Annotated in this window: 23 protein-coding genes, 3 tRNA genes and 1 other RNA gene; 9 read left to right on the top strand and 18 right to left on the bottom strand. The window is 72.0% G+C overall.

Features of this window, described 5'->3' with window-relative positions:
- The first annotated feature begins 74 nt into the window (after positions 1–74).
- The gene (locus tag DVA86_RS17285) at positions 75–1,043 is read left to right on the top strand and encodes a hypothetical protein (protein WP_208879457.1); all 969 of its coding nucleotides are present in this window, start codon (positions 75–77) and stop codon (positions 1,041–1,043) included.
- Between the two features lie 16 nt (positions 1,044–1,059).
- Positions 1,060–2,028, top strand: a complete 969-nt coding sequence (locus DVA86_RS17280) for a hypothetical protein (RefSeq protein ID WP_208879455.1) — start codon at positions 1,060–1,062, stop codon at positions 2,026–2,028.
- Between the two features lie 214 nt (positions 2,029–2,242).
- Here the strand turns inward: DVA86_RS17280 and clpX are convergent, their stop codons facing one another.
- The 5 genes from clpX to DVA86_RS17255 all read right to left on the bottom strand — a co-directional run bounded on the left by clpX (position 2,243) and on the right by DVA86_RS17255 (position 7,221).
- Positions 2,243–3,529, bottom strand: coding sequence for an ATP-dependent Clp protease ATP-binding subunit ClpX (gene clpX / locus DVA86_RS17275; protein WP_208879453.1), 1,287 nt, complete (start codon positions 3,527–3,529; stop codon positions 2,243–2,245).
- Between the two features lie 162 nt (positions 3,530–3,691).
- A complete protein-coding gene (locus tag DVA86_RS17270) occupies positions 3,692–4,384 on the bottom strand; it encodes an ATP-dependent Clp protease proteolytic subunit (RefSeq protein ID WP_208879450.1) in 693 nt (230 codons plus the stop codon).
- Positions 4,385–4,461: 77 nt separating this feature from the next.
- Positions 4,462–5,067: an ATP-dependent Clp protease proteolytic subunit gene (locus tag DVA86_RS17265; protein ID WP_208884807.1), complete on the bottom strand. Its 606-nt coding sequence runs from the start codon at positions 5,065–5,067 to the stop codon at positions 4,462–4,464.
- A 478-nt stretch (positions 5,068–5,545) separates the two neighbouring features.
- Entirely contained in the window at positions 5,546–7,024 is a 1,479-nt protein-coding gene (gene tig / locus DVA86_RS17260) for a trigger factor (protein WP_208879449.1), read from the bottom strand.
- 120 nt (positions 7,025–7,144) lie between these two features.
- A tRNA-Pro gene (locus DVA86_RS17255) sits at positions 7,145–7,221 on the bottom strand.
- Positions 7,222–7,310: 89 nt separating this feature from the next.
- Between DVA86_RS17255 and DVA86_RS17250 the strand changes: the two genes are divergently transcribed.
- A tRNA-Gly gene (locus DVA86_RS17250) sits at positions 7,311–7,384 on the top strand.
- A gap of 79 nt (positions 7,385–7,463) precedes the next feature.
- Here the strand turns inward: DVA86_RS17250 and DVA86_RS17245 are convergent.
- Positions 7,464–7,658: a hypothetical protein gene (locus tag DVA86_RS17245; protein ID WP_208879447.1), complete on the bottom strand. Its 195-nt coding sequence runs from the start codon at positions 7,656–7,658 to the stop codon at positions 7,464–7,466.
- 559 nt (positions 7,659–8,217) lie between these two features.
- On the opposite strand from DVA86_RS17245, the gene DVA86_RS17240 reads away from it, so the two are divergent.
- Positions 8,218–9,375 (top strand): acyltransferase family protein, encoded by a 1,158-nt coding sequence (locus DVA86_RS17240; RefSeq protein WP_245996720.1) that lies wholly within the window; start codon positions 8,218–8,220, stop codon positions 9,373–9,375.
- Positions 9,376–9,420: 45 nt separating this feature from the next.
- On the opposite strand, the gene DVA86_RS17235 is transcribed toward DVA86_RS17240, so the two are convergent.
- The 5 genes from DVA86_RS17235 to DVA86_RS17215 all read right to left on the bottom strand — a co-directional run bounded on the left by DVA86_RS17235 (position 9,421) and on the right by DVA86_RS17215 (position 14,837).
- A complete protein-coding gene (locus tag DVA86_RS17235; protein ID WP_208879443.1) occupies positions 9,421–11,952 on the bottom strand; it encodes an ABC transporter permease in 2,532 nt (843 codons plus the stop codon).
- Complete coding sequence (locus tag DVA86_RS17230) at positions 11,949–12,842, bottom strand: ABC transporter ATP-binding protein (RefSeq protein ID WP_208879442.1); 894 nt, start codon at positions 12,840–12,842, stop codon at positions 11,949–11,951. Before DVA86_RS17230 ends, DVA86_RS17235 begins: the two co-directional genes overlap by 4 nt.
- Before the next feature lie 103 nt (positions 12,843–12,945).
- Positions 12,946–13,389: a type II toxin-antitoxin system VapC family toxin gene (locus tag DVA86_RS17225; protein ID WP_208879441.1), complete on the bottom strand. Its 444-nt coding sequence runs from the start codon at positions 13,387–13,389 to the stop codon at positions 12,946–12,948.
- Positions 13,380–13,625 carry an AbrB/MazE/SpoVT family DNA-binding domain-containing protein gene (locus DVA86_RS17220; RefSeq protein ID WP_208879439.1) on the bottom strand — a complete coding sequence of 82 codons (246 nt, stop codon included), beginning with the start codon at positions 13,623–13,625 and terminating at the stop codon, positions 13,380–13,382. The genes DVA86_RS17225 and DVA86_RS17220 overlap by 10 nt, the downstream gene beginning before the upstream one ends.
- A 54-nt stretch (positions 13,626–13,679) precedes the next feature.
- The gene (locus DVA86_RS17215) at positions 13,680–14,837 is read right to left on the bottom strand and encodes a PP2C family protein-serine/threonine phosphatase (RefSeq protein WP_208879438.1); all 1,158 of its coding nucleotides are present in this window, start codon (positions 14,835–14,837) and stop codon (positions 13,680–13,682) included.
- Between the two features lie 177 nt (positions 14,838–15,014).
- On the opposite strand from DVA86_RS17215, the gene DVA86_RS17210 reads away from it, so the two are divergent.
- Together DVA86_RS17210 and DVA86_RS17205 are read left to right on the top strand one after the other, a co-directional pair.
- Positions 15,015–16,223, top strand: coding sequence for a GNAT family N-acetyltransferase (locus DVA86_RS17210; protein ID WP_208879437.1), 1,209 nt, complete (start codon positions 15,015–15,017; stop codon positions 16,221–16,223).
- Positions 16,224–16,318: 95 nt separating this feature from the next.
- Positions 16,319–17,404, top strand: a complete 1,086-nt coding sequence (locus tag DVA86_RS17205; RefSeq protein WP_208879435.1) for an aminoglycoside phosphotransferase family protein — start codon at positions 16,319–16,321, stop codon at positions 17,402–17,404.
- A gap of 41 nt (positions 17,405–17,445) precedes the next feature.
- Here DVA86_RS17205 and DVA86_RS17200 read toward each other — a convergent pair whose 3' ends face one another.
- A complete protein-coding gene (locus tag DVA86_RS17200; RefSeq protein ID WP_222623327.1) occupies positions 17,446–18,855 on the bottom strand; it encodes an MFS transporter in 1,410 nt (469 codons plus the stop codon).
- Positions 18,856–19,105: 250 nt separating this feature from the next.
- On the opposite strand from DVA86_RS17200, the gene DVA86_RS17195 reads away from it, so the two are divergent.
- Positions 19,106–20,470: an ROK family protein gene (locus DVA86_RS17195; RefSeq protein ID WP_222623326.1), complete on the top strand. Its 1,365-nt coding sequence runs from the start codon at positions 19,106–19,108 to the stop codon at positions 20,468–20,470.
- On the opposite strand, the gene DVA86_RS17190 is transcribed toward DVA86_RS17195, so the two are convergent.
- The 5 genes from DVA86_RS17190 to ffs form a co-directional block, all read right to left on the bottom strand.
- Positions 20,451–21,119 (bottom strand): DUF5063 domain-containing protein, encoded by a 669-nt coding sequence (locus DVA86_RS17190; protein WP_208879431.1) that lies wholly within the window; start codon positions 21,117–21,119, stop codon positions 20,451–20,453. The genes DVA86_RS17195 and DVA86_RS17190 overlap by 20 nt on opposite strands.
- Positions 21,112–21,711: a recombination mediator RecR gene (gene recR / locus DVA86_RS17185; RefSeq protein ID WP_208879429.1), complete on the bottom strand. Its 600-nt coding sequence runs from the start codon at positions 21,709–21,711 to the stop codon at positions 21,112–21,114. Before recR ends, DVA86_RS17190 begins: the two co-directional genes overlap by 8 nt.
- A gap of 148 nt (positions 21,712–21,859) precedes the next feature.
- Positions 21,860–22,186, bottom strand: a complete 327-nt coding sequence (locus tag DVA86_RS17180; RefSeq protein ID WP_222623426.1) for a YbaB/EbfC family nucleoid-associated protein — start codon at positions 22,184–22,186, stop codon at positions 21,860–21,862.
- Positions 22,187–22,589: 403 nt separating this feature from the next.
- Positions 22,590–25,091 carry a DNA polymerase III subunit gamma and tau gene (locus DVA86_RS17175; protein WP_208879427.1) on the bottom strand — a complete coding sequence of 834 codons (2,502 nt, stop codon included), beginning with the start codon at positions 25,089–25,091 and terminating at the stop codon, positions 22,590–22,592.
- Positions 25,092–25,287: 196 nt separating this feature from the next.
- Positions 25,288–25,382, bottom strand: an RNA gene (gene ffs / locus DVA86_RS17170) — signal recognition particle sRNA small type.
- A 73-nt stretch (positions 25,383–25,455) separates the two neighbouring features.
- Between ffs and DVA86_RS17165 the strand changes: the two genes are divergently transcribed.
- Positions 25,456–25,540, top strand: a tRNA-Ser gene (locus tag DVA86_RS17165).
- Positions 25,541–25,610: 70 nt separating this feature from the next.
- On the opposite strand, the gene DVA86_RS17160 is transcribed toward DVA86_RS17165, so the two are convergent.
- The gene (locus DVA86_RS17160) at positions 25,611–25,871 is read right to left on the bottom strand and encodes a hypothetical protein (RefSeq protein ID WP_208879425.1); all 261 of its coding nucleotides are present in this window, start codon (positions 25,869–25,871) and stop codon (positions 25,611–25,613) included.
- Positions 25,872–26,212: 341 nt separating this feature from the next.
- On the opposite strand from DVA86_RS17160, the gene DVA86_RS17155 reads away from it, so the two are divergent.
- Positions 26,213–26,377, top strand: a complete 165-nt coding sequence (locus DVA86_RS17155) for a hydrophobic protein (protein WP_425470845.1) — start codon at positions 26,213–26,215, stop codon at positions 26,375–26,377.
- Positions 26,378–26,519: the final 142 nt, after the last annotated feature.

The raw sequence follows: 26,519 nt of genomic DNA, 5'->3' as shown, positions 1-26,519 counted from the left end.
GCAGCGCGCCGGCTTGTGTTCCGTCAATATGAGCGGTGCGCATTCATGCACAGTCCACGGAGGGGAAGCGCACCATGAGCCACAACCAGCCGCCACCGGGGCCGGGGCCGTACGGCCAACAGCCGGGCCAGTCCGGACAACCGGGGCAACCGGGACCCTATGGTGCTCCTCCGCAGCAACCTCAGGGCGCACCCAACCCGTACGGCCAGGGCGGCGGAGCGCCCGGACAGCCCGGTTACGGGTATCCGCAGCAGCCGAACCCGTACGGGCAGCCGCAGCCGTACGGGCAGCCGACCATGCCGGGCGCCCCGGTGCCGCCGCAGGGCGGCGGCAAGGGGAAGACGATCGGCATCGTCGTCGGGGCGCTGGTCGTCGTGGGGGCGCTCATCGGGGGCTTCTTCCTCCTGTCCGGCGGTGACGACGACAGCGGGGACAACAAGGCCGACAAGTCGAAGCAGAAGGACCAGAAGCCGAGCAAGGTCGCGCCGTACAAGATCGTGCCGCCGAAGTCGCTGCTCGACGGCAAGTACACCTCGACCGGCAGCAGCAGTTCCGAGGACCTGGCCGACGACGCGAAGGCGAAGAGGGTCGGCGTCGAGAACGGCACGGGCGCGTCGGACGACTACAAGTCCGGCGAGCTGGAGCAGCTCCAGCTCGCCGGGGTCTACGGCAAGGTCGCCGACCCGGACAAGGCGGCCGACGGCATGTTCGGCATCGTGCACGACAACCAGGCCAAGGGCGCCCAGGTGATCGACAACTACAAGGTCGAGACGACCGAGGGCCCCAAGGACTACACCCCGGCGGGCTTCGACGGCACCGTCATCCGGTGCGAGACCCGGAAGCAGACCGGTCAGATCAGTGGCAAGCCGGTCGAGTTGGAGTTCCCCACCTGTGTGTGGGCTGACAACGCCGCAGTCGGCGTGGTGTCCCAGACCGGCGCGGCCCCCACCAGCGGCACCGGCGTTTACGGTAAGTCGATGACCCAGGACGCGCTCGCGGAGGCCACGGCCAAGATCCGCGAGGACGCGCGGGAAAAGATCTAGGAGAAGTGACGGCTCGATGAGTTACAACCAGCCGCCCCCTGGCCCGTACGGCCAGCAGCCCCCACAGCAGCCCAACCCGTACGGGCAGCAGCCGCAGCAGCCCGGTTACGGCTACCCGCCGCAGCAGCAGCCGGGCTACGGCTACCCGCAGCAGCCGCCCGCCGGCGCCCCGCCGCAGGGCGGGCAGCCGCAGTACGGCTACCCGCAGCAGCCCGGCCAGCCCACCCCGTACGGGCAGCCGGGCATGCCCGGCCCGCCGGTGCCGCCGCAGGGCGGCGGCAAGGGCAAGACGATCGGACTGGTCGTCGGCGCCCTGGTGGTCGTGGGCGCGATCGTCGGCGGCTTCGTCCTGTTCTCGGGCGGCGACGATGACGACGGCGGCAGCGGGGGCAACGGCGGCACCAACGAGGTCGCCGACGACGGCAAGAAGTACAAGCTGGACACGCCCCCCACCGTGCTCACCGACTACAAGCGGATGGGCAACGCGGACACCACGACCGGCGACGAGTTCAGCGCCGCCGAGCAGAAGCGGATCGGGATCAGCAACGGCACCGGCGTCCAGGGCGCGTACTCCACGACGGACTTCGGCGGCGACGGAAGCGGCGCGACGCCCGACCCCGCGGAGATCGCGTCGGCGAAGATGCTCCGCATGATGGGCGCATACGGCGAAGTGGCGGACCCGGAGAAGTCCGTGGACACCTTCTTCACGTACATGCAGGGCGAGTTGACCAAGGACGGGGAAGCCGAGGTGGTCGGCAGCCCGGAGCAGCAGTCGCCGAACGGCTTCGAGAACGGCATCATGAAGTGCCAGGTCATCAAGGACAGTTCGCCGGAGGCCGGTCAGCCCTCCGAGATTCCGATGTGCGTGTGGGGCGACAAGAGCACCATCGCCGCGGTCATGCCGATCCAGGCCACGGCGCCGTCCCTGCAGGAGGCCGCGCAGACGACGGCCGACCTGCGCAAGGAGGTCCGCGTGGCGCTGTAAGCGCCAGCGACTCCCGCTGCCACGCGGAAGCGAGTGAGCCAAAGGGCGCGCCGGTGTCGAAAGCGAGGAGACCAAGCGAGGAACGAGCGCAGGGTTGAGGAGCGTCGACACCGGGTCCAGCGCCCGGAGGCGAACCGAGCACAGAAGGCAGAAGGGGCGCCCGTTTCGAACGGGCGCCCCTTCTCTGTGCGTTCTCGCGCCTTACGGCGGTGTCCTACGCGCTCTTCTCGTGCCGCTCCTGGTCGTTGCCGCGCGTGCGGGGCACCAGGGTCGGGTTCACGTTCGAGTGGACGACGTCCTCCGTGATGACGACGCGCTCCACGTCCTTGCGGGACGGCACCTCGTACATCACCGACATCAGGACCTCCTCCATGATGGCGCGCAGCCCGCGCGCCCCCGTGCCGCGGAGGATCGCCTGGTCGGCGATGGCCTCGAGCGCCGGGCGGTCGAAGTCCAGCTCCACGCCGTCGAGTTCGAAGAGCCGCTGGTACTGCTTGACGAGCGCGTTACGGGGCTCCATCAGGATCTGGAGCAGCGCCTCGCGGTCGAGGTTGTGCACGCTCGTGATGACCGGCAGCCGCCCGATGAACTCCGGGATCATCCCGAACTTCACCAGGTCCTCGGGCATGATCTCCTCGAACTGGTTGCTCTCCTCGATCTCCCGCTTCGACCGGATGTTCGCGCCGAAGCCGATGCCCTTCGCGCCGGCACGGGACTCGATGATCTTCTCCAGTCCGGCGAACGCGCCGCCCACGATGAACAGCACGTTCGTCGTGTCGATCTGGATGAACTCCTGGTGCGGGTGCTTCCGTCCGCCCTGCGGCGGCACCGAGGCCGTGGAGCCCTCGAGGATCTTCAGCAGCGCCTGCTGCACGCCCTCGCCGGAGACGTCCCGGGTGATCGACGGGTTCTCGCTCTTGCGGGCGACCTTGTCGATCTCGTCGATGTAGATGATCCCGGTCTCGGCCTTCTTGACGTCGTAGTCCGCCGCCTGGATCAGCTTCAGCAGGATGTTCTCGACGTCCTCGCCGACGTAACCCGCCTCGGTCAGCGCGGTGGCGTCGGCGATGGCGAACGGCACGTTCAGCATGCGGGCCAGGGTCTGCGCCAGCAGCGTCTTGCCGGAGCCCGTGGGACCGAGCAGCAGGATGTTGGACTTGGAGAGCTCGATGCCGTCGTCGCGGCCCTGCGTGCCCGCCTTCTCCTCCGCCTGCACCCGCTTGTAGTGGTTGTAGACGGCGACGGAGAGCGCCTTCTTGGCGGCCTCCTGGCCGACGACGTACCCCTCCAGGAACTCGTAGATCTCGCGTGGCTTGGGCAGCTCGTCCCAGCGCACTTCGGAGGTCTCCGCGAGCTCCTCCTCGATGATCTCGTTACACAGGTCGATGCACTCGTCGCAGATGTAGACACCTGGACCCGCGATGAGCTTCTTCACCTGCTTCTGGCTCTTGCCGCAGAACGAGCACTTGAGCAGATCGCCGCCATCACCGATGCGTGCCACGAGGTGCTTCCCCTTCGCCTGGGATCCGTCCGCTCCGACGGACCGAGGTACGTGCACTCCGACGGTACCTTGCCGGACCGCCGAATTGGGCCCCCCTTGGACGGACTCGGTGCAGCCGTTCCGCGGCCGCGCGCCGGCCCGCTCCAAGGAGGGCTCGGGACTTCAGACCTCGACCGAACTCTTGCGGGTCGAGACGATCTGATCGATCAGACCGTACTCCAACGACTCCTCGGCCGTAAGGATCTTGTCGCGCTCGATGTCGTCGCGGATCGTCTCGATGTCCTTCGTCGAGTGCGTGGCGAGCAGCTCCTCCAGCTGCGCGCGCATCCGCTGCACCTCACGGGCGGCGATCTCCAGGTCGGACACCTGACCGCGGCCGGTCTCGGTGTACGGCTGGTGGATCAGGATGCGGGCGTTCGGCAGCGCCATCCGCTTGCCGGGCGTGCCCGCCGCGAGCAGCACGGCCGCGGCGGAGGCCGCCTGCCCCATGCACACGGTCTGGATGTCCGGCTTCACGAACTGCATCGTGTCGTAGATGGCCGTCAGCGCCGTGAAGGAGCCGCCGGGGCTGTTGATGTAGACCGAGATGTCGCGGTCCGGGTCCATCGACTCCAGGCACAGCAGCTGCGCCATGACGTCGTTGGCGGAGGCGTCGTCGATCTGCACGCCGAGGAAGATCACGCGCTCCTCGAACAGCTTCGCGTACGGGTCGTACTCGCGCACGCCCTGTGACGTGCGCTCCACGAAGCGCGGGATCACGTAACGCGCCTCGGGGGTGGGCCCGGTGTAGCGGGACTGAGGGCCGGAGGGACCGGGGGAACCGGAGGAACCGGAGGAACCAAAAGAGGGGGTCATCGGAGCGTTCTCCTGGTGGTGGGCTGGCTGCGGTAGGCGGGCGCTGGCTGCCGTGCGGGCTGCGTGCTGGACGGGGCTCACGCGCCCGTACCGCCGCCGCCCGGGAGCTGGGCCGCGTGTCCGTACACCTCGTCGATCAGGCCGTAGTCCTTGGCCTCCTGCGCGGAGAACCAGCGGTCGCGGTCGGCGTCCCGGGTCCACTGCTCGACGGTCTGACCGGTGTGCAGGGCCGACAGCTCGGCCATCTTCTTCTTGGTGCGCAGCAGCTGCTCGGCGTGGATCTTGATGTCCGAGGCGGAGCCGGCCAGCCCGGCGGAGGGCTGATGGATGAGCACCTCGGCGTTGGGCAGCGCGAAGCGCTTGCCGTGGGTGCCCGCACTGAGCAGGAACTGCCCCATGGAGGCGGCGAGGCCCATGGCGATCGTCACCACGTCGTTCTTGATGTACTGCATGGTGTCGTAGATCGCCATGCCGGCCGTGATCGAGCCGCCGGGGCTGTTGATGTAGAGGTAGATGTCCTTGTCCGGGTCGGCGGCAAGGAGCAGCAGCTGTGCGGTGATCTTGTTGGCGATATCGTCGTCGACTGCCTGGCCGAGAAAGATGATCCGCTCGTTGAGCAGTCGATTGTAGACCTGGTCGCCGAGGCCGCCACCGAAGTTGGGCTCAGCGGCGGCAGAAGGCATCGGAAGCGTCACGTGTCCACCTGCTCGTATCCGGACGGCTGCGACTCGGCGTGGCCGTCACTGGCGTCGTCTGTACGGGCGCGGGGCGGTCCGGCGGCCCTTGCCGGGCCCGTCGGTGAACACCCCTGCCCTCCGTATCTATGGACCCTAACGCGCTGGTCGGCGGGCGCCATCCCGCACCCGGAACTGTTCGCTGTGAGCGCAGGTTGACCGGCCTCCGCACCTGAGCCCGTCCGGCGCTTGAGGACGGCCCTCAGCCCGCGTCTCGCGGCAGCCGCCCACCCGGCCCGTCGGGGCACCAACCCAGCCCGTCCGGCGCTTGAGGCTCCCCCAGCCGACGCCGGGGCGGCAGCCGCCGGTGGGCGGGCACCGCCTCGTACGCGGGCGGCGGCCCGGGAACGGGCCGGGGTTCGTCCTCAATCGCCGGACGGGCTTGATGTGGCTGGGCTCTCCCGACCAGCCGACCCCGACTGTGGCGTCAGGCCTTGTCGGACTTCTCGGCGTCCTCGTCGGCGGACTCCGCGGACGCCTCAGCCGCGGGCTCCGCGGCCTCGTCGGCGGACGACGAGGCATCCGGCTTCGCGGCGTCCTCAGACGCCTCGTCGTCGGACGACGACTCCGCGTCCACCGTCTCCGCCGTCTCGTCCTCGTCGTCGAGGTCCACGACCTCGCCGTTCGAGTCCTTCACCGTCGCGGCCTCGACCACCACCGCGAGCGCCTTGCCACGGGCGACCTCGCCCACGAGCATCGGCACCTGGCCGCCCTCGACGACGGCCTGGGCGAACTGGTCCGGGCTCATGCCGGAGGACTGCGCGCGGCGCATGAGGTGCTCGGTGAGCTCCTCCTGGCTGACGTTCAGCTTCTCCTTGTTGACGAGCTCGTCGAGCACGAACTGCGTCCTGATGCCCTTCTCCGCCTGCTCCCTGAGCTCGGCGTCGAACTCCTCCTCCGTCTTGTCCTGCATCCGCAGGTACGACGCGAGGTCCAGGCCCATCTGCCCGAGCTGGTGGTTGACCAGGTTGTGCTTACGGGTGTTGATCTCGTCCTCGAGCAGCTTCTCCGGGACGGGGATCTCGACGAGCTCGATGAGCGCGTCGAGGACCTTCTCCTGCGCCTCGGTGGCCTGCTCGTACTTCTTCGACTGGCCCAGCCGCTTGCGGCTGTCCTCGCGGAGCTCCTCGAGGGTGTCGAACTCGCTCGCCATCTGCGCGAACTCGTCGTCCAGCTCGGGGAGTTCGCGGGAGGAGACGGTGCTGACGTCGACCTTGACCTCGGCCTCCTGGCCGGCGGCCGAGCCGCCCTTGAGCTCGGAGGTGAAGGTCGTGGAGCCGCCGGCCTCCAGGCCGGTCACGGCGTCGTCGATGCCCTCGAGCAGCTCGCCGCTGCCGATGGTGTAGTCGACGCCCTGCGCGACGCCGTCCTCCAGCACCTCGCCGTCGACCCGGGCCTCCAGGTCGAGCTTGACGACGTCGCCCTCGGCGGCGGCGCGCTCCACGACGGCGGTGGAGGCGAAGCGCTCGCGCAGCTGCTCGACGGACTTGTCCACGTCCTCGTCGGCGACCTCGGCGGCGTCGACGGTGACCTCGATGCCGGAGTAGTCCGGGATCTGGATCTCGGGACGGATGTCGACCTCGGCGGTGAAGGACAGCAGCTCGTTGTCCTTGAGGTCGGTGATGTCCACCTCGGGCTGGCCGAGCGGGGTGAGCTCACCCTCTTCGACGGCCGACTGGTAGAACTTCGGCAGCGCGTCGTTGACGGCCTCCTCGAGCACCGCACCGCGGCCGAAGCGCTGGTCGATCACCCGGGCAGGGATCTTGCCCTTGCGGAAACCGGGCACGGTGACCTGCTGGTTGATCTTCTTGTACGCCGCGTCGAGGCTGTCCTTGAGCTCCTCGAAGGGCACCTCGACAGTGAGCCGAACCCGGGTCGGGTTCAGGGTCTCCACGGCGCTCTTCACGGTCGGTCTCCTTGGGGGCTGACTGCTTGGGGGTATTTCCGATGGGCGCCCCGTATGCGACACGAAGTATGCGACAGGAATCGCGGACACGACACAGGCACGCGCGTCTCACATAGTACGTGGTCGGGGTGGCCGGATTCGAACCGACGACCTTCCGCTCCCAAAGCGGACGCGCTACCAAGCTGCGCCACACCCCGTCGGTGCGACACGTAGCGTACATGCCGTACGATGCACAGCGTGCCGCTCCGGCCACGATGCCGATCGTGGGTGCGGATCTGCGGCGCAGGCGGGCGTAGCTCAATGGTAGAGCCCTGGTCTTCCAAACCAGCTACGCGGGTTCGATTCCCGTCGCCCGCTCCAGCCATGTGACGGCCCGGTGCCCTCTCCGAGGGAGCCGGGCCTTTGTGGTCCGCGGGACCGCGGTTGTGGTCCGGGCGGGTCAGAACTGGATCTCGTTGAGGGTGTCCGCGATGGAGTCGACGGTGTCGTTGATCGTCGGAGCGGCTCCGGTCGAGGCGACGAAGAAGCCGAAGAGCGCCGCGACGATGGCCGGTCCGGTCTTGATGGAGCCGCCGCGGATCATCACCACCAGGATGACTCCCAACAGCAGCACCACAGACAGTGAAATGGCCACAACTGATCACACCCTTGCGGTCGAACGCCTCACCCGGCCGGGGAGCCCGCCGCCGCCGGCCCCCGTTCGGCTCCATCGTGCCACCAACTGCCCCTGCGGTGGACCCAGGTGACACGTCGTCGCGCCACAACTCGTCGAAAGATGCCCGTTCTGTTCGGGTTTCATCGCTTATGCACGGGCGCGATCTGAGGTGGTTTCACCCGAAGAAACGACACAGGTGCCCCACCGGGGCACACATCCGACACCGGGAATTCACCGGGGTGCATGGCGTATGCAGACACTCGCATTCCGATGATCCCGGCCGCATTGCGCGGACCCGACTCAGGGCGCCTGGAAAAATCATGGGAACGGGTATTCCCCGGGTTACCCGGCTCACAGCGGGGCGCAATCATATGCCCCATTTAAGCCGTACGTAGGGCAACAAAACAGACATCTCCCATCGCACCCGAGCCTTTAGCATCACCCGCAGTGAGGCATTAGCCGGAGGAAACGCAGGTAAACCTGTGGCGAAGGCGACAAGAATTTACGTCCTGCCGGATCGGCAGCTATGGTGCGTCGGATGTTGCACGCTCGTTATGAGCGGGCCCCGCTCCCCCCGGCCCGCCCTGAGACGCCTCCCCCGACGTCAGCGGACCCGCCGCCCAAAGCGCGCGGAGCGTCCGGGGCCAAGCAACGTGATCCCTTTTTCGACAACGCCAAGTACCTGACCATCCTGCTGGTCGGCGTCGGGCACGCGTGGGACCCGCTGCGCGCCGACAGCCGTGCGGCGGAGGCCCTGTACTACGTGGTCTACACGTTCCACATGCCGGCGTTCATCCTCATCTCCGGCTATCTGTCCCGTAGTTTCACGGGGAAACCAGGTCAGCTGAAGCGCCTGGTGACCGGCATCGCGGTGCCGTATCTGATCTTCGAGATCCTCTACACCCTCTTCATGCGCTGGGCGGACGACCCCGAGCGCGACTTCAGCCTCCAGAAGCCCGGCTTCGCCCTCTGGTTCCTCATCGCCCTCTTCGTGTGGCGGCTCACCACGCCGTTCTGGCGGACGATGCGCTGGCCCGTGCCGGTCGCCCTCGCGATCGGGGTGGCCGCGAGCGTCACGCCGGACATCGGCGAGGACCTGAACCTGATGCGGCTGCTGCAGTTCCTGCCGTTCTTCGTGCTGGGCCTGCAACTGCGCCCCGAGCACTTCCAGTTGGCCAAGCGCCGTGAACTCCGGCTGGTGGCCGTGCCCGTGATGGCGCTGACGCTGGTCTTCGCGTACTGGGCCGTGCCGCGGATGAGCAAGGAGTGGTTCCTGCACGACAAGGCGGCGGCGGAGATGGACGTGCCGTCCTGGGCGGGGGCCGCGATGTACCTCGCGCTGTTCGGCTGCGCCCTGGTGCTCACCGCCTGCTTCCTGTCCTGGGTGCCGCGCCGTCACATGTGGTTCACCGTGCTGGGCGGCGGCACGCTGTACGCGTACCTGCTGCACATCTACCCGATCAAGCTGTCCCGCGAGTTCGAGTGGTACGACATGGACTGGGTGGACCACCCGCTGAGCCGTGTCGCGATCACGCTGCTCGCCGTGGTGATGATGACGGTGCTGTGCACGACGCCCGTACAGCGTGTGTTCCGCTTCGCCATGGAGCCGAAGATGACGTGGTTCTTCAGGGAGGACCCGGTCGCCAAGGCCAAGGAGCGGGAGAAGGAACGGGAGCAGCCGCCGGCCGGCGGCTGACCCACCCCCCGTTCCCCTCACCCTCCCGGTCGGCCCCTGACCGCGTCAGCACGCGTCGGCGGTCCCGCGCAGCGCCGCCCGCGCGGGCAGCACCGAGAACGTCACCGCCAGCGCCACGACCCCGCCGACGAACGCGGCGCACAGCAGCGGCGGAGCGTACGGGCTCGACTCGAACAGCCCCTGGGTCATGGGGAACAGCGTGGCCGCCGCGATCGACGCGCCCAGCGCGACCCCGGCCGCCGCCACCATCAGCGCCTCCCACCGCACCATGCGCAGCACCTGCCGCCGGGTGGAGCCGACCAGCCGCAGCGTACGGAGCTCGCGGCGGCGGTCCAGGACGGTCATCACCAGGGTGTTGCCGGCGGCGACCGCCGCGAAGCCGCCGAGTACGAGCGCCATCGTGCGGTTGCCCCAGGCGTTGACGGCCCGGTCGGTGTCCTGCGCCTTGGTCCAGCCGTCCTTGCCGGTGACCTCGCCGAGCCTGCCGAGTGCGCTGCTCACGGCCGCGGGGTCCGCGTCCGGCCGGTCGCGGACCAGGACTTCGCTGTCGTACGCGGAGTCCACGTGGCCCTCCAGCGTCTGCCGCGGCAGCGTCACCGGGGACAGCCCCGAGCCGCGCTGGTAGACGGCGACGACGCGTGCGGTGTGCTCAGTGCCGTCCGGCAGCCGGAGTCCGAGCCGTTCGCCGGCCGTGACCCCGGCGGACTTCGCGACCAGCCGGTCGACCGCCACCGTGCCCTTGTCCAGGCGCGCGAGCGAGCCCTCCCGTACGCCGAGGTCCTGTACGGCGGCGAGTTCCGAGCCGCTGCCCCCGACGCCCTGGGCGTCCGAGGACTGCAGCCAGCGGTCGCCGCCCGAGCCGGCCGGCACCAGCACCTGCGTACGCAGCAGCCCGACCGCGTGCGCGACTCCGGGCGTACGGGCGGCCTGTTCGGCGGCGGTGGCGGGCAACCCGTCCTCGGCGGTGAGGACGTGGTCGGCCACCAGGCCGTCGCGCTGCTGGACGGACACCTGCCGGTCCTCGCTGGTATGCAGGAAGATCAGCGTGGAGCAGAACGCGAGGGCGAGCGCGACGGGGGTGATCGCGGAGGCCAGCCGGCGGGCGTTGGCCCAGGAGTTGGCGGCGGCCAGGGACGACGACGCCGAGCCCGCGCGGAGCGGCAGCCCGAGCACCCAGGCGCACGCCTTCGCGACGTACTGGCTGAGCAGCGCGACGGCCAGCATCAGGGTCAGCACGACGCCCAGCGCGATGTTCGCGGCGTCCTCGCCGCCCTCCGCCGCGGCCAGCCGCGCCAGCACCACGCCGCCGGCGAGCGCGCCGAGGCCCAGCAGCGTACGGATGACGCCCGGCCGGAACCGTTCCGTGGCGGCCTCGGACAGCGCCTGGCCGGGGCGGATCTTCGCGGGGCGGCGGGCCGCCGCGTAGCCGGCCAGCAGGGCCGTGCCGACGACGGTGCCGAGCGCCACCCACACCGGGACGGCCGAGAACCGTATCGTCACCTCCGGCGGGATCGCGCCCCGGTCCCGCAGCGCCCCGAACCACCAGTCCGCCAGCGCCATGCCCGGCAGGCAGCCGAGCACGGCCGCGAGGGGCGCGACGAGCATCGCCTCGGTGGCGACGGAGCGCCGGATCTGCCGCGGCGTCGCGCCGACCGCGCGCAGCAGCGCGAACTCGCGCCCCCGCTGCCCGATGGACAGGCTGACGGTGCCCGCCGCGGTGAACACGGCGGTCATGGCTGCGATGCCACCGAAGGAGAAGCCGAGCGCCTCCAGCGTCTCCTGCGCGTACGCCACCCCCGGATCCTCCACGCCGCCGCGCGCGTCGCCGGTGTGTACGCGGGCGCCGGTGCCCGCGAGCGCCTTGGTCACGGCCGACGCCAGCGCGTCGGTGCCGGTGCCGCGCTCGGGCAGTACGGCGAGGGCGTCGGCACGGCCGGGGTGCCCGGCCAGCGCCTGCGCCTCGGTGTCCGTGAACCAGACGGTGGGCGCGGGCACTTCGGCGATCCCGGACACCCGGAAGGTGCGGTCGCCGTACGGGGTCGTGAGGACCACGCGGTCGCCGGGCCCGGCGTGCGCGGCCCGCGCGGTGCCGGCGTCCAGCACGGCCTGCCCGGCGGCGCGCGGCGCGCCGCCGGCGCTGAGCCGCTCGCCGGTGAAGGCGGTGGAGCCCCAGCCGTGGCCGGTGAGCGTACGTTCGCCGGGCCCTCCGCTGCGTACGGTGAAGCGCACGTCCGGTACGGCGGCGGCGACGCCGGGGGCCGCGGCGGCCTTGCGCGCCCAGGCGGTGTCGAACCGGGCGGTCTCCGGGACGCGTTCGGCGGAGCCGGTGTCCTTGCCGAGGTACGCGTCCTGGTTCGCGGTGACGACGACGGGCGCGTCGCCGTAACGGTGCGCCGGTACGGACGCGTGCGCGCCGGTGTCGGCGAGGAAGCCGCACGCGGAGATGATCATCGCGGCGGTGCAGAGCGCGACGAAGGTGCCCGCGAACGAGGCGGGCTTGAAGCGGATCGCGGCACGCGCGAGGCCGTTGCCCCACAGCCTGCCGAGGGCACGAGGCGGCCCGCCGCGCGCCCTCATGCGGCCGTGCCGGCGGTGGCCGCCGCCCCGTTCGCGGCGTACGCGGTGAGCGACGCCATGCGCGCGGCGATTGCGTCCGCCGGTGCCCGGTCCAGGCTGCCCGCGAAGGCGCCGTCGGCGAGGAAGAGGACGCGGTCGGCGTACGCGGCGGCCGACGGGTCGTGGGTCACCATCACGACGGTCGCGCCGAGCCCGTCCACCGCGGTCCGGAGCAGCCCGAGCACCTCGGCGGCGGTCACGGTGTCGAGCGCGCCGGTCGGCTCGTCGCCGAAGATCACGTCGGGCCGGGTGACCAGCGCACGGGCGATGGCCACGCGCTGCTGCTGGCCGCCGGACAGCTGCCCGGGGCGGCGCCGCGCGAGCCCTTCCAGGCCGACCTGCCCGAGCACGTCGGCCGCGCGGCGGCGGTCCCTGCGATGTCCGGCGAGGCGGAGCGGCAGCAGGACGTTCTGCTCGACGGTGAGCGAGGGCAGCAGGTTGAACGACTGGAAGACGAAGCCGAGACGCGTACGCCGCAGCGCGGTCAGCCGGTTCTCGGACATGCCGGTGATCTCGGTGCCGCCCAGCGCGACGGTGCCGGAGCTGGGCCGGTCGAGCCCGGCGGCGCACTGCAGGAACGTCGACTTGCCGGAACCGGACGGGCCCATCACGGCGGTGAACGTGCCGCGGGCGAGCGCCAGATCGATGCCGCGCAGCGCGTGCACGGCCCCGCTGCCGTGGCCGTAGCGGCGGCTGACGCCGCGCAGCTCGACGGCGTGGTCGCCGCCGTGCCCGTACGCCTCCCCGTGCGTGTGCCCCTGCCCCTGCCCGCCGTGCCCGGGCCCCTGCCCGTCGGCGTACGCGGTGCCCACCGCGCCCCGCTCATCCGTGTGCTTCTTGCGGAGCCCCATGGTCCGTCCTTCCGGGAGTTCGGGAGTGCCGAGCTGACTCCCCGAACGTACGGAGCGGGCACCGGCACCGGCCATGACGGCCGCCGGTGAATACGGGGTGGGGTTAACCCGACGGAGCGGCCCGCGGGTCAGGCGGCGAGCCGCCCGGCACCACGAGTCGGATCCTCGAGTCGACGCCGCGCCACCGCTTGTCACCGGTGAGGACGGCTGCCGCGTCCACGTGCCGGCCCGTCGCGATGACAAGGGCGTCGGGAAGCCGTACAGCGGGCACCTCGGCCCGCAGCCGCGCGGCCTCGTCGGCGATGTCGCGGCATACGGGGAGCACTTCGTCGACGAGGACGTCGACGGCCTCGGCCACCCGGCGGGCCACCGCCGGCCCCTGCCGGTGCGCACCGACGAGCGTCTCGGCAAACACGGACGCCGGAATCACCAGCGAGCGCGCCGCGTCACGCTCCGCGCGCACGGCGTCCCGTGCGTCGGCGTGCAGTGAGTCGTTCGGGTCCAGCACGCCGAGCAGCACGCTCGTATCGAGGACTGCTACGTCCACGCGTCGCGCTCCTGCTCCAGATCAGCCGCCGCGGACAGACCGGCGAACGCGCCCACCACCTGCTCGACCGGGTCCACGTCTCTTATGAGGACGAGCCGGCCGTCTCCCTGGACCTCGACCCGCAGCTCGTCACCGATCCCCAGATGCGCCGCGCGCAGCGCCGCGACAGGCAGGGTGACCTGGTTCTTGCTGGTCACCTTGGTGGTACAGGGCTTCTTCCTTACTTTCCGAGCCATAAAGTAAGGGTACCGCGCCCGTACGCACCCCGCGAGCCGCGAACCGCGAGCCGCTCAGTCGCGGCTGATCAACAGCAGCGCCCGGTCGTCGTTGACGTCCCTGGCGACCGACTCGATCAGGTGCCACGCGGCGCCCGCGAAGCCCGTGCCCACGTACCGGTCCGCCTCGCCCGTCAGCCGGTCGATGCCGTCCGACAGGTCGCGGTCGGAGGTCTCCACCAGCCCGTCCGTGAACAGCATCAGCACGTCGCCCGGCCGCAGCGTGCCCTTGACCGGGTCGAACTGCCCGCCGTCGTACACCCCCAGCAGCGGCCCCTCCCCCGACTTCTCCTCCCACACCCCGGTGCCCGCGGCCCGTTGCAGGGCGGGGACGTGGCCGGCGGAGAACAGCTCGTAGTCGCCGGTGTCCAGATCCAGTACGAGGTGTACGGAGGTGGCGAAGCCCTCGTCCCAGTCCTGCCGCAGCAGATAGCCGTTGGCGGCCGGGAGGAAGGCGTGCGGCGGCAGCGAGCCGAGGAGGCCGCCGAAGGCCCCGGACAGCAGCAGGGCGCGGGAGCCCGCGTCCATGCCCTTGCCGGAGACGTCGGTGAGGACGACCTCCAGCGTGCGCTCACCCGTACCGGTGCGCGCGGCCACCACGAAGTCACCGGAGAACGACTGGCCGCCCGCCGGGCGCAGCGCCATCTCGCGGTGCCAGCCGCGCGGCAGGGCGGGCAGCTTGCTCTGTACGCGGATACGTTCCCGCAGGTCGAAGAGCATCGTTCCGCCGCGCCGCCAGGGCACCCCCACGCGGCTCCGGAACTGCGCGACGAGCAGCCCCGACAGCCCCACGGCGGCCACCGCGAGCACGGTGCCCGGCGTGACACGGCCCGCGCCGTCGCCGTACGGGCCGAGGGCCGCCGCCTCCACCATGAGGCCGACGGCGGCGGCCGCGTAGAGCGCGAGCAGGCTGGCGGGGCGCAGCAGCAGCCCGCCCGCGATGATCGGCAGGACGAGCGCCTCGGGCGCGCACCACAGCGGCTGGTGGACGGTGGCGAGGGTGAGCGCGGGAACGGTGAGCAGCAGCGCGCCGAGGGCGAGCCAGTCGGAGCCCCCGCCGCGGAAGTAGTCGACGGCGGAACGGCGCAGGCTCGTGCGGACCCGGTGCCACGCCTTGTGCGCCTTGGACAACCGGGCCGTCGGAGGAACCTTGTTCGCTCGACGTGCCGCCATGCCCTGTGACCTTATCGACCCCCAGGTGGCGCGTCGATTCCCGGGGCGGCGCGGGGCGTTCGGCTGTATCGTGCGGCGCGGCCGCCCGCGGGGGCCTCGCGGAGGCCCCGACCGGGCCTCCCGGCAGGCCCGGCAAAGCACTCGCCGACCCGCCGAAACCCTTGATAGGCATGGCGCATGACGACTGAACTGCGGGTGCCCCGCGAGGCCGACCTGGACGCGTTCCTGGGGGTGCTCGGCACGGCGTTCGGCGGTGCCCTCCAGGTACCGGAGGAACGGGAGAAATGGCGCGCACTCGCCGAACCCGACCGTTTCCTCGCGGCGTGGGACGAGGACGAAATCGTGGGCACGGCGGGCGCGTTCACCTTCCGCCTCACCGTGCCCGGCGGCACCTCCGTGCCCACCGCCGGCGTCACCATGGTGAGCGTCCTGCCGACACACCGGCGGCGCGGCATCCTCCGCTCGATGATGCGGCGCCAGCTGGACGACGTACGCGCCTGGGGCGAGCCGCTGGCCGTACTGACCGCGTCCGAGCCGGAGATCTACGGACGCTTCGGCTACGGCGTGGCGACCGGGCAGCTGACGGCCCGCATCGACACCTCGAAGGTACGGCTGGCACTGCCCGCCGGCACCGACGACCTGCGGGTGCGACTCGTTGACGCGTACGACGGGGGCGTACGGGAGCGCTGCGAGGCGCTCTACGCCGAACGCGTCCCCCTGCGCCCCGGGATGCTGGCCCGCCGCCCCGGCTGGGAGCGCGTCGCGGTGCACGACCCGGAGCAGCTGCGCGCCGGTGCCTCGCCGATGCAGTGCGTCCTGGTCGAACGGGACGGCGACCTGCGCGGATACGCGCGGTACGCCGTACGCGCCGAATGGGACGCCGCCGGGCCCAAGGGCGAAGTGCTCCTCCGCAACATGGAGGCCCTGGAACCGGCCGCGCTCGGCGCGCTGATGCGCTACCTCTTCGACATCGACCTCACCACCTGGCTGACCATCGGCAACCGCCCGGTCGACGACGCGTGGCTGCACATGGTGTCCGACGTCCGCCGCTGCGAGATCGGCCACCGCGACTCGCTGCACCTACGGCTCGTCGACGTGGGCGCGGCGCTGGAGGCGCGTACGTACGCGGCGCCCGTCGATGTCGTGTTCGACGTGGCGGACGACTTCTGTCCCTGGAACGAGGGCCGTTGGCGGCTGACGGGCGACACGAAGGGGGCGGCGTGCACCCGTACGGACGACGCGCCGGACCTGGCGCTCTCCGTACGGGAGTTGGGCGCCGCGTACCTCGGCGGCGTCACGCTGGGCGCGCTGGCGGGGGCGGGGCGCGTACGGGAAGTGGAGTGGATTGCTACTAGTCTATGTTGTTTGTTGGTCAGATGGTTATAAGAGACAGGAAATCCCGTCGACAGAGGGCCGCGCTGGGCGGTGGTATGTGTCTCGGCCGAACCGCCCCGCTCCCGCCCACCTCCGGAAGGTGACCCATGTGCGCCGCCAAGATGCACGCCGACGAGCCGGACATCGACGTGCCCCTCGTACGACGGCTCGTCGCCGCGCAGTTCCCGCAGTGGGCGCGGCTTCCGGTCACCCCGGTCGACTCATCCGGGACGGACAACGCCATGTACCGGCTCGGCGACGACATGGCCGTACGGCTCCCCCGTACGCGGTTCGCCGCCGACAACGTGGACTTGGAGCAGCAGTGGCTGCCGCTGCTCGCGCCGCGGCTGCCGGTCGCCGTCCCCGCCCCGCTCGGGCGGGGGAAGCCCGGTGAGGGTTACGCGTGGGAGTGGTCCGTATGCCGCTGGCTGGAGGGCACGAACCCGGACGCTGACGCGCTGGCCGGTCCCGACGGGTTGGCCGGTCCCGACGGGTTGGCCGGTGCCGGCGGGATGGCGGGCGCCGGGCAACTCGCCCTCGACCTGGCGGAGTTCATCACCGCCCTGCGCCGCATCGACCCCGCCGACGCGCCCCGCGCGAGCCGCGGCGTGCCCCTGGCCACGCGCGACGAACCGACGCGGAAGGCGCTCGCGGAGCTCGAGGCGCAGGGGGAAGCGGGGGAGCACGCGGCGGGCGGAGACGCGGCAGGCGGGGACGCGGCGGGCGGGCAGCACGGCTCGGACGGCCCGGGCTCGGGCCGCCCCGACTCCGACGGCGCCCACGCGCACGCGCTCATCGACTCCCGTGCCGTGACCGCCGCCTGGGACGCGGCCCTCCGCGCCCCCGCGCCCGACGGCAGCCCGCCCGCCTGGGCACACGGCGACCTGGCGCCCGGCAACGTGCTCGTCACCCCGCAGGGCCGGCTGAGCGCCGTCATCGACTTCGGCGCCATGGGCGTGGGCGATCCCACCGTCGACCTGATGGTGGCCTGGAACCTGCTGCCCGCCCGCGCCCGCGGCACCTTCCGCGCCGCGGTCGGCGCGGACGACGTGACGTGGGCACGCGCCCGCGGCTGGGCACTCTCGATCGCCCTGATCCAACTCCCGTACTACCGCCGCACGAACCCGGTCCTCGCGGCCAACTCCCGCCACGTCATCCGCGAAGTCCTCAAGGAGCACGCCCACGCCGCGTGACGCGGACGGGGCCGGGCAACCACCCGGCCCCGCAAGGGCGTTCAGCGCTGCCCATCAGCCGTCGGCATACGGTCGTCGTCGACACCCGTACGGTGCGCATCGGCACCCGTACGGTCGTCGTCGACACCCGTAGGGTCGTCATCGCCGCCGCCCGTACGGACCGTGCGCGACGGCCGTACGGCCAGCAGGCGGCGTACGGCCGGACTGCCGACCGCCGTGACCAGGAACGCCATCACCGCCGGGATCACCAGCGCGACACGAAGCGACGTGTGCTCGGCGACGTAGCCGAGGACGGCGGGGCCCAGCAGCAGCCCCGTGTACCCGCACGCCGTGACCAGCGCGAGCGCCCGGCCCACCGCGCCGCCCGAGGCGCCGACCGTACTGAACAGCACCGGCACCACCGTGGCCAGCCCGATCCCGGCGAACGCCCAGCCCGTCCACGCGCAGGCCACCCGCAACGGTTCGGGGACGAACGGCGCGGTGAGGATGAGGACGTAGCCTGCGGTGGCGTGCAGCCCGGCGAGCTGGATCGTACGGACGGCGCCGAGCCGGGCCCGTACGGGGTCGCCCAGCAGCCGTACGGTCGTCATGGCGACGGCGAAGACCATGTACGCGAGCGGCGCGATCGCCGGGTCCACGTCCAGCACCCAACGGGCGTGCAGCGCCGCCCAGTCCATCGCCGCGCCCTCGCTCATGTGCCCGGCGAACGCGACAATGCCCAGGAGAGTGACGAGCCCCCAGCGGAGCGCGGTGCCGTTCCCCACGTCTGCGGAATCCGTTTCGGCTTCCGTCTCGGCTTCCGTCTCGGGCTCGCCCTTCGCCGCCTTCCCCTCCGTGGCCTTCCCTTCCGTTGCCTTCCCCTCCGCGGGTGGCAGCAGCGCCCGCGCAGCGGGCAGGAACGCCAGCGGAACGGCCAGCGCCACCGCGATCAGCAGCACCCGCCCGTCGGCCCCCGCCTTCAGCCCCACCGTGGTCAGGCCCCCGGCCGCCGCGCCACCGAGGCTCCACACGCCGTGGAACGCCGACACGATCGGCCTCCCGTAACGGTGCTCGACCTCCACCGAGTGCGCGTTCATGGCCACTTCGATGATCCCGACGCCCAGCCCGAAGAGCACGGCGAGCACGGTGAGCCAGGCGTACGAACCGGCCAGCGCGGGCCCGAGCAGTACGGCGGCCGAAACGGGCCCGGCGGCCCGGCAGACCCGCGCGCTGGACCAGGTGTCGACGAGCCGCCCGGCGATCAGCATGGACGCCAGCGCACCGCCGGACACGAGCAGCAGAACGGACCCGAGCCGGGCGGGCCCGAGCCCGAGCCGGTCGTCCAGCGCGGGCAGTCCGGACGCCCACATGCCCATGACGAAGCCGTTGATCACGAAGTAGCCGAAGACACCGGCACGGGCCCGGCGGGCGACGGGGTCGGGTGCGGGGGGAGGCGGGGCTTTTATGTTCACGCCGAGAGCATAATCACGACCGCGCCCCATCTCCCCGCCGCCCCGGGGGCGGCCACCGGCCCGGCACATGGGAACGGAGCGGAGCAACCACCCACCCAAGCCCGTCCGGCGATTGAGGACGAACCGGAGCGGCCACCCATGGGCACGTGGTCCTATCGGAATGTGGCCACCGGCAGGCCCACCGTGGCCGAGGGCCGTCCTCAAACGCCGGACGGCTGGGACGGGGCACGCGGGGCGAGACAATGAGCGGGTGACCGACGACGCCAGGGCGAGGACCAGCGGGCAGCTACGCGCGCACAACCGCGTACGACTGCTGCGCGCCGTACACGACTGCGGCGCCACCCGTACCCGCTCCCAGCTCACCCGCGAACTGGACCTCGCCCGCGGCACCGTCTCCGTACTGGTCTCGGGCCTCGCCGAGGAGCAGCTCCTCGACGAGGCCCCCGCCGCCGAACACGCCCGCGGCCGCCCGACGCAGGTGCCGGGCCCGCACGCGTACGGGCCGCTCGCCCTCGCCGTCGATCTGCGCGAGGACTCCTGGGACCTGGCCGTCTGCGAACTCGGCGGCCGCCCCGAAACCGTCGTGGACGGCCGCCCGCACGACGGCACCCCCGAGGGCGCGCTGCTGTCGCTGGGCGCCGCGGTCAGGGAGCAGACCGGCGGCCCGGCGGGCGCGCGCGTCGTGGGCGTCGGGATGTCGGCGGCCGGACCCGTACGGGAGGGCAGGCTGCTGGACATCCCGCACCTCGGCTGGCGCGGCGTGGACGTCGCCGCGCTGCTGGCGCTCGGCCCCGGCGCCCCGCCGCTCCACCTCGGGAACGACGCCCGCCTCGCGGGCCTCGCCGAAGCCCGCCGCGGGCAGCTGCGCGGGGTGGGCGTCGGCGTACACCTGCACATCGCGTTCGACCTGGGCGGCGCCCTGCTGGTGGACGGCAGGCCGCTCGCCGGGGCCTCGGACACGGCGGGCGAGTTCGGGCACATGCGGCTGACGGGCGGGCGGCACGAACGCTGCCGGTGCGGCGCGACCGGCTGCTGGGGACTCGAGGTCGGCGGCAACGCGCTGCTCCGCCACCTCGGACTCGAGGCGGGCGGCGGACGCGGCTGGGACACGGCGGAACGCATCCTCGCGCAGGCGCGCACGGAGCATGAGGCACGTACGGCGCGCACCCCACGTACGACGCCAACCGCACCTGCGGCGCACACCCCACCTACGGAGCCCGCCCAGGCCCTCGCCGCCGTCGGGGCGACGGCGCACGCCCTCGGGACCGGCATCGGCAACCTGGTCAACGCCCTCGACCCGGAGGCCGTGACCCTGTCCGGGCTGGGCGTAGAGCTGTACGCGCTCGCTCAGGACACGATCACGGCGGCGTACCTGGACGGCCTGATGGACGTCCACCGGAACGCGCCCGCCCGTATCGCCCCCTCGGCGCTGGGCGGCGACGGCGGACCGCTGACCGGGGCCATGGAGTCCGTCTTCGACGCGTTCCTCACCACGGAGGGCCTGGCGGCGTGGCGTACGGCGCGCGCGCAACGTACGCCACGCACGGCACGCACGCCACGTACGTCGCCCACGGCACAGGGCGCGAGCGCGGCTGCTACGAACCGCCCGGCTTGATCCCCAGCGGCGCGGCGATCTCCGCCTCCATCACCGCTCCGGCCTCCGCCTCCAGCTCGCCGTCGTCGCTCTGCGCGCTGCTGTCCGTGTCGAGGCCGTTCAGCTCGTCGAGCGGGGTGTCCAGCCGTACGTGCGCCACCAGCGACTGGAGGGCGCGCAGGGCGGCGGAGGCGGTCGGACCCCAGTTGGAGAGGTACGAGAACTGCCACCACCACAGCCCCTCGGTGACCCGCCCCGCGCGGTAGTGCGCCATGCCGTGCCGCAGGTCGGTGACCACGTCGGCGAGGTCGTCGGAGATGCGGCAGGCGACGGGCGCGCTGCGCGGCTGGTAAGGGTCGAAGACCTCGGTGTAGACGTCGATCGGCTCCAGCAGGGCCGCGAGCCGCAGCCGCAGCTCGTCGACGTCGGGCTCGGGACCGACGTCGGGCTCGTAGCGCTCGTCCGGCAGGATGTCCTCGTACGCGCCCAACCGGCCGCCCGCGAGGAGCAGTTGGGAGAGCTCCAGCAGCAGGTACGGGACCGCGCTGTCCGGGTCGTCGCCCTTGGCGACCTCCGCGACCGAGACGAGGAAGCTCTCGATCTGGTCGGAGATCTGCACGGCGAAGTCGTTGGGGTCGTCCTTGATCGAGTTCAGCGTGGCGTCAGACATCCAGCGTTCGCCTCCCCTCGAAGGCCCGCCCAAGCGTGACCTCGTCGGCATATTCCAAATCTCCCCCGACAGGGAGACCGCTGGCCAGGCGGGTGACCTTCAGGCCCATTGCGGAGACCAGGCGCGCGAGATACGTCGCCGTGGCCTCACCCTCGAGATTGGGATCGGTGGCCAGGATCAGTTCGGTGACGGAGCCGTCGGCGAGCCGGGCCATCAGTTCCCGTATGCGCAGGTCGTCCGGGCCGACGCCGTCGATCGGGCTGATCGCGCCGCCCAGCACGTGGTACGTGCCCCGGAACTCCCTCGTCCGCTCGATCGCGACGACGTCCTTCGGCTCCTCGACCACGCAGATGACCGCGGGGTCGCGGCGCGGATCGGCGCAGACCCGGCAGCGCTCCTCCTGTGCGACGTTGCCGCACACCGCGCAGAACCGGACCTTGTCCTTCACCTCGGCGAGCACGTGCGTGAGGCGGCGTACGTCGGCCGGCTCAGCCTGGAGGATGTGGAACGCAATCCGCTGCGCGCTCTTGGGACCGACGCCGGGCAGCCTGCCCAACTCGTCGATGAGGTCCTGGACCACGCCCTCGTACACGGATGCTCCCTCCTTTCCCCTCGCCTGCCGACCGCTGCCGATGCCACCCGGCACCGTCTTGCGCGCTCCTGCGCAGTCTTGCGCCGTGCACCGCCGGAGCGGCTCTCCGTACCGTATCCGTACCGTAGTTGTCCCGAGGACTCCCCTGCTAGAAGGGCAGCCCCGGCATGCCTCCGAGGCCCTGCGCGAGCGGGCCGAGCTTCTGCTGCTGGAGCTCCTGGGCGGCGGCGTTCGCGTCCCGTACGGCGGCGACGACGAGGTCCGCGAGGTTCTCGGCCGTCTCCTCCGCGGTCGCGTCCGCCGTGTCCACAGCCTGGGGATCGATCACCAGGCCCTGGAGCTCACCGGAACCGTTCACGGTCGCCTTCACCAGACCGCCACCCGCGGTCCCCTCGACGGGCGTCTCGGCGAGCTCCTGCTGCGCCGCGGCGAGGTCCTGCTGCATCTTCTGGGCCTGCTGCAGCAACTGCTGCATGTCGGGCTGGCCACCACCGGGAATCACGACTGGGCTCCTGGCTCGTCGACGACGTATGTGCTCGCATGAGCCTACGTGCTACGCCGCCGCGGTGACCTGTTCCACGGGGTTTCCGCCACATCGGACCGCCGGTCGTGTACGACACCTGCACCACGCGCGGCGCCTACGGGCGGCCGACGGGCCGCGCGGGGGCACCCGTGCGTGCGCGACGGCCCGTCGCGGACTCCGCCCGTGGCGCGACTGCCCGCCGGATTACGTGACGCGAGCCGCGCCCCTCCTTCCCGTACGACAGGTACGCACGGGCCGCACGCGGGCCTCGCGGGGCACGGTCGTTCGCGCGCCGTGCGACCGGGGGGGCGACGATCGGCGGCACATCGCCCTGTGGGTGAGCCGCGCGTCGGGGCTACTGGTCGTGGTGCAGTTCCTCTATGACCGTCGCGCCCAGCTCGCGGACGATCAGGTCGTGGCCCGACAGGGCGGTCTCGTCCAGGTCGGGGTCGTCCTCGGCGGGCATGTCGTCGTCGAACGGCGGGCGCGGGGCCGGGGCCGACGTCGCGGGGCCGTGGGGCGTCTCCGGGCCGGACGAGGCGGGAGCGGCGGGGGCCGCCTGTGCCGAGGCCAAGGCCTGGCGGGCGCCGGCGGCGCCGCCCGACGCGCCGGAGCCAGGGCTGGTGCTGGTGCTGTCGCCCGGGCCGGGGGACGCCTGGGGCGGCTGCGCCGCGCCCGTACCGGCGCCCCCCGCGCCTCTGGAGTCCGCGGCGCCCGCGGGGCCGCCCGCCCCGGCCGTACCGCCGCCGGCACCCCCGCTCGTACCGAAGCCGCCCGGCGCGCCACCCGGCGACGCGGGCTGTCCGCCGCCACCGCCGAAGCTGCCGAAGCCGCCGCCCGGGGCGCCTCCGCCGGGTGCGCCGCCTCCGCGGCCGCCGCCCTCCGAGGGGCCGTGCCCGGCGCCGCCCGACGGGTCGACGATCGCCTCGACCTTCCACTGGACGCCGAGGGCGTCGCTGAGCGCCTGGCGCAGCACGTCTTCGCTGCCGCCGTTCGCGAAGCTGTCGCGCGCGCCCGCGTTGGAGAAGCTGACCTGGAGGGTGGTGCCGTCGAAGCCGGCGACCTGCGCGTTCTGGCTGAGCAGAATCCAGGTGAAGCGGCGGCGGTTCTTCACGGCCTCGAGGATCTGCGGCCACATCTGCCGCACCTGGGCGGCGCCCTGCGCACTGTCCGTACCCCCGACGGCGGCAGGCGCGGCAGCGGCACCACCCGCGCCCTCCGCGCCCTCCGCGCCGCCGACAGCGGGTGCGGGTGCGGGTGCGCTCGCGGCGCCCGCGTCGACGGGCGGTGCCGGGGCGGCCGGTGAACCGGCGCCCGGCCATGCTCCGGGACGACGCTCGCCCGTCCCTCCTCCACCACCGGGAGCGGCACTGGAAGCGGCACCGGGCCAGGCACCCGGGCGCCGTTCCTCGGCCGCCGGGGCGGGCTCCTCGGGCGGCCGTGCGGCACCGGCGTCGCCGGACGCCGCGCCCGGCCAGGCCCCCGGCTGCCGGGCGGGTGCGCCGCCCTCCGCAGCCGCCGGGGCCTGCGGCGCAGGTGCCGGTGCGGGCGCAGGCGCAGGCGCAGGAGCCGGAGCCGGCGGCTGTGCCGCCTCCGCGGCCCGACTCGCCCCCGCATCAACCCCGTTCGCCCCGGGCATACCCATCGCCCCGGCCGCACCAGCGGCCCCGGCAGCCCCAGCCGCCCCGGCAGCCCCTGGCACGCCCCGTTCGAGCCGGTCCAGCCGTGCCTGCACGGAGCGCTCGTCCCCGTACGCCGCCGGCAGCAGCACCCGCGCGCAGATCAACTCCAGCTGCAGCCGCGGCGACGTGGCGCCGCGCATCTCGGTCAGGCCCGTGTTCACCAGGTCCGCCGCGCGGCTCAGCTCCGCCGCGCCGAAGACCTCGGCCTGGCTCCGCATCCGCTCCACTACGTCGCCGGGCGCGTCGATCAGGCCCTTCTCCAACGCGTCCGGGACCGCCGCCAGGATCACCAGGTCACGCAGCCGTTCCAGCAGGTCGGCGACGAAGCGCCGGGGCTCGTGGCCGCCCTCGATCACCCGGTCCACGATCTCGAAGGCCGCCGCGCCGTCACCCGTCGCGAAGGCGTCCACGACGGAGTCCAGCAGGGCACTGTCCGTGTATCCGAGGAGGGCGGTCGCCATCGCGTACGTGACGCCGTCCTCGCCCGCGCCCGCCAGCAGCTGGTCCATCACGGACATCGAGTCCCGTACGGAGCCGGCGCCCGCCCGTACGGCCAGCGGCAGCACCGCGCCGTCCACCGGGATCGCCTCGCGCTCGCACACTTCGGCGAGATAGTCGCGCAGCGTGCCCGGCGGCACGAGCCGGAACGGGTAGTGGTGGGTCCGCGACCGGATCGTGCCGATGACCTTCTCGGGCTCGGTCGTCGCGAAGATGAACTTGAGGTGCTCGGGCGGCTCCTCGACCACCTTCAGCAGGGCGTTGAAGCCCGCCGAAGTGACCATGTGCGCCTCGTCGATGATGTAGATCTTGTACCGGCTGGAGGCGGGGCCGAAGAACGCCTTCTCCCGCAGCTCGCGGGCGTCGTCGACGCCGCCGTGCGAGGCGGCGTCGATCTCGATCACATCGATCGAACCGGGGCCGTTCCGCGCCAGGTCCCGGCACGACTCGCACTCCCCGCAGGGCGTGGGCGTGGGCCCCTGAACGCAGTTGAGACAACGGGCGAGGATCCGCGCGCTGGTCGTCTTTCCGCAGCCGCGCGGTCCGCTGAAGAGGTACGCGTGGTTGACCCGGTTGTTGCGCAGCGCCTGCTGCAGCGGGTCGGTGACATGTTCCTGCCCGATGACCTCGGCGAAGGTCTCCGGGCGGTAGCGGCGGTACAGGGCGAGGGACGACACAACAACGACGATATAGGCCGCCGCTGACATGTGGGGACGCTCACAGCCAACGCCCGCCCCACCACCCGCGGGGCACCCGGCCGACGGCCCGCCACGCCCCGCGCGCACGCGCACGCGCCGCAGACGCACCGCATCACGCCGCCCCCAGACGTGCTCGTGCCCGCGGCCGCACGCCGTACAGGCCGCGCCCGTACACGCAAGGGCCCCCCACGCACCCGCCAGAGCCCTCCTACCCTTGCTGCCTTCCGGCCCTGGGGGAGTTCAGAGAGATAGCGCCACGTGAGGGGCTGCGCCCACCGTACCCGATGACGGGACCGGGGATCGAGTTCGCGAGCACCCTCCGGAATCTTGTAGTGTTTGCGGCGGAGGATTCGCCTAGTGGCCTAGGGCGCACGCTTGGAAAGCGTGTTGGGGGCAACCCCTCATGGGTTCGAATCCCATATCCTCCGCCCAGCCTTCACCGGGCTGTCACGAAGGCCCCGACCGGTCCGCCGGTCGGGGCCTTCGTCGTGTCACTGGTCACCCGTGCTGATAGTGATCGTGGCGCTCCTGACGCATCCAGCGCCCTCGGCGCTGGCGGCGGTAGCGGCGTTCCCAGCGGCTCTCGCGATCCCGGCGGGCCCGGTACTCGCCGTAGTCGGAAGGCCGCCCACGGCCCCTGCCGCCGCGGACGGAGCGTACGAGAACGAAGGCCAGCAGGGCCGCGGTCACCCACCAGAGGGGGTTGAGGAACCCGAGCCCGAACAGGGCTCCGAAGAGGACGAACAGTACGAGGGTCACGGCGGGCCTCCCCGCGAGCGGAACAGACATCGCTGCCGGGGGCTGGGGCATCACCTGCCAGCGTAGTCCTTCCGGCGCCGATGCGTACTGCCATGCACTGACGACTACTTGACATCCAGTCAGGTCATGTGGCAGCGACCAGCTTCCGGGAGCTCCGGCCGCACGCTGCAATCCTTCGGCCCTCAAGGGCCGTTGACAGGCGAAGTCGCCAGGCGTTAACTGGCGGCACGGCGTAGGACCATACCGCTCCGGATCGTTCGGGCGGACATTCCACCTTCCCGTTTCGCCCGGACCCCGCGGAGCACAGAAGATCCCCGCGATCTGGAGGCCCGGCGATGCTCATGTGGATTCTTCTCCTTCTGCTGATCCTGGTGGTCTTCGGGTTCGGCTTCGGCATGCAGATGCTGTGGTACGTCGCGGTTGCCCTTCTGGTCGTCTGGCTCGTCGGCTTCATGAGGCGCGGGCGCGGCGGTGGCGGGCGCCGGTCCGGCCGCCGTCGCCGGTAATCCACCCCGGCGCCCCTCCCGGCCCCGGCTTCAGGAAGCCGTATGACGCAACGCTTCGACAGGACCCGGCCGCGTCTCCGGTGATCTCAAGCAGTTCGGCGGCAAGGCCAAAACCACCTTCAGCCGCCGGCAACAGATGAAA

It is taken from the genome of Streptomyces armeniacus, assembly GCF_003355155.1.
Taxonomy (GTDB): Bacteria; Actinomycetota; Actinomycetes; order Streptomycetales; family Streptomycetaceae; genus Streptomyces; species Streptomyces armeniacus.
The sequence above is the reverse complement of the archived record's forward strand: the minus strand, read 5'-3'. Positions and strand labels throughout refer to the sequence as shown.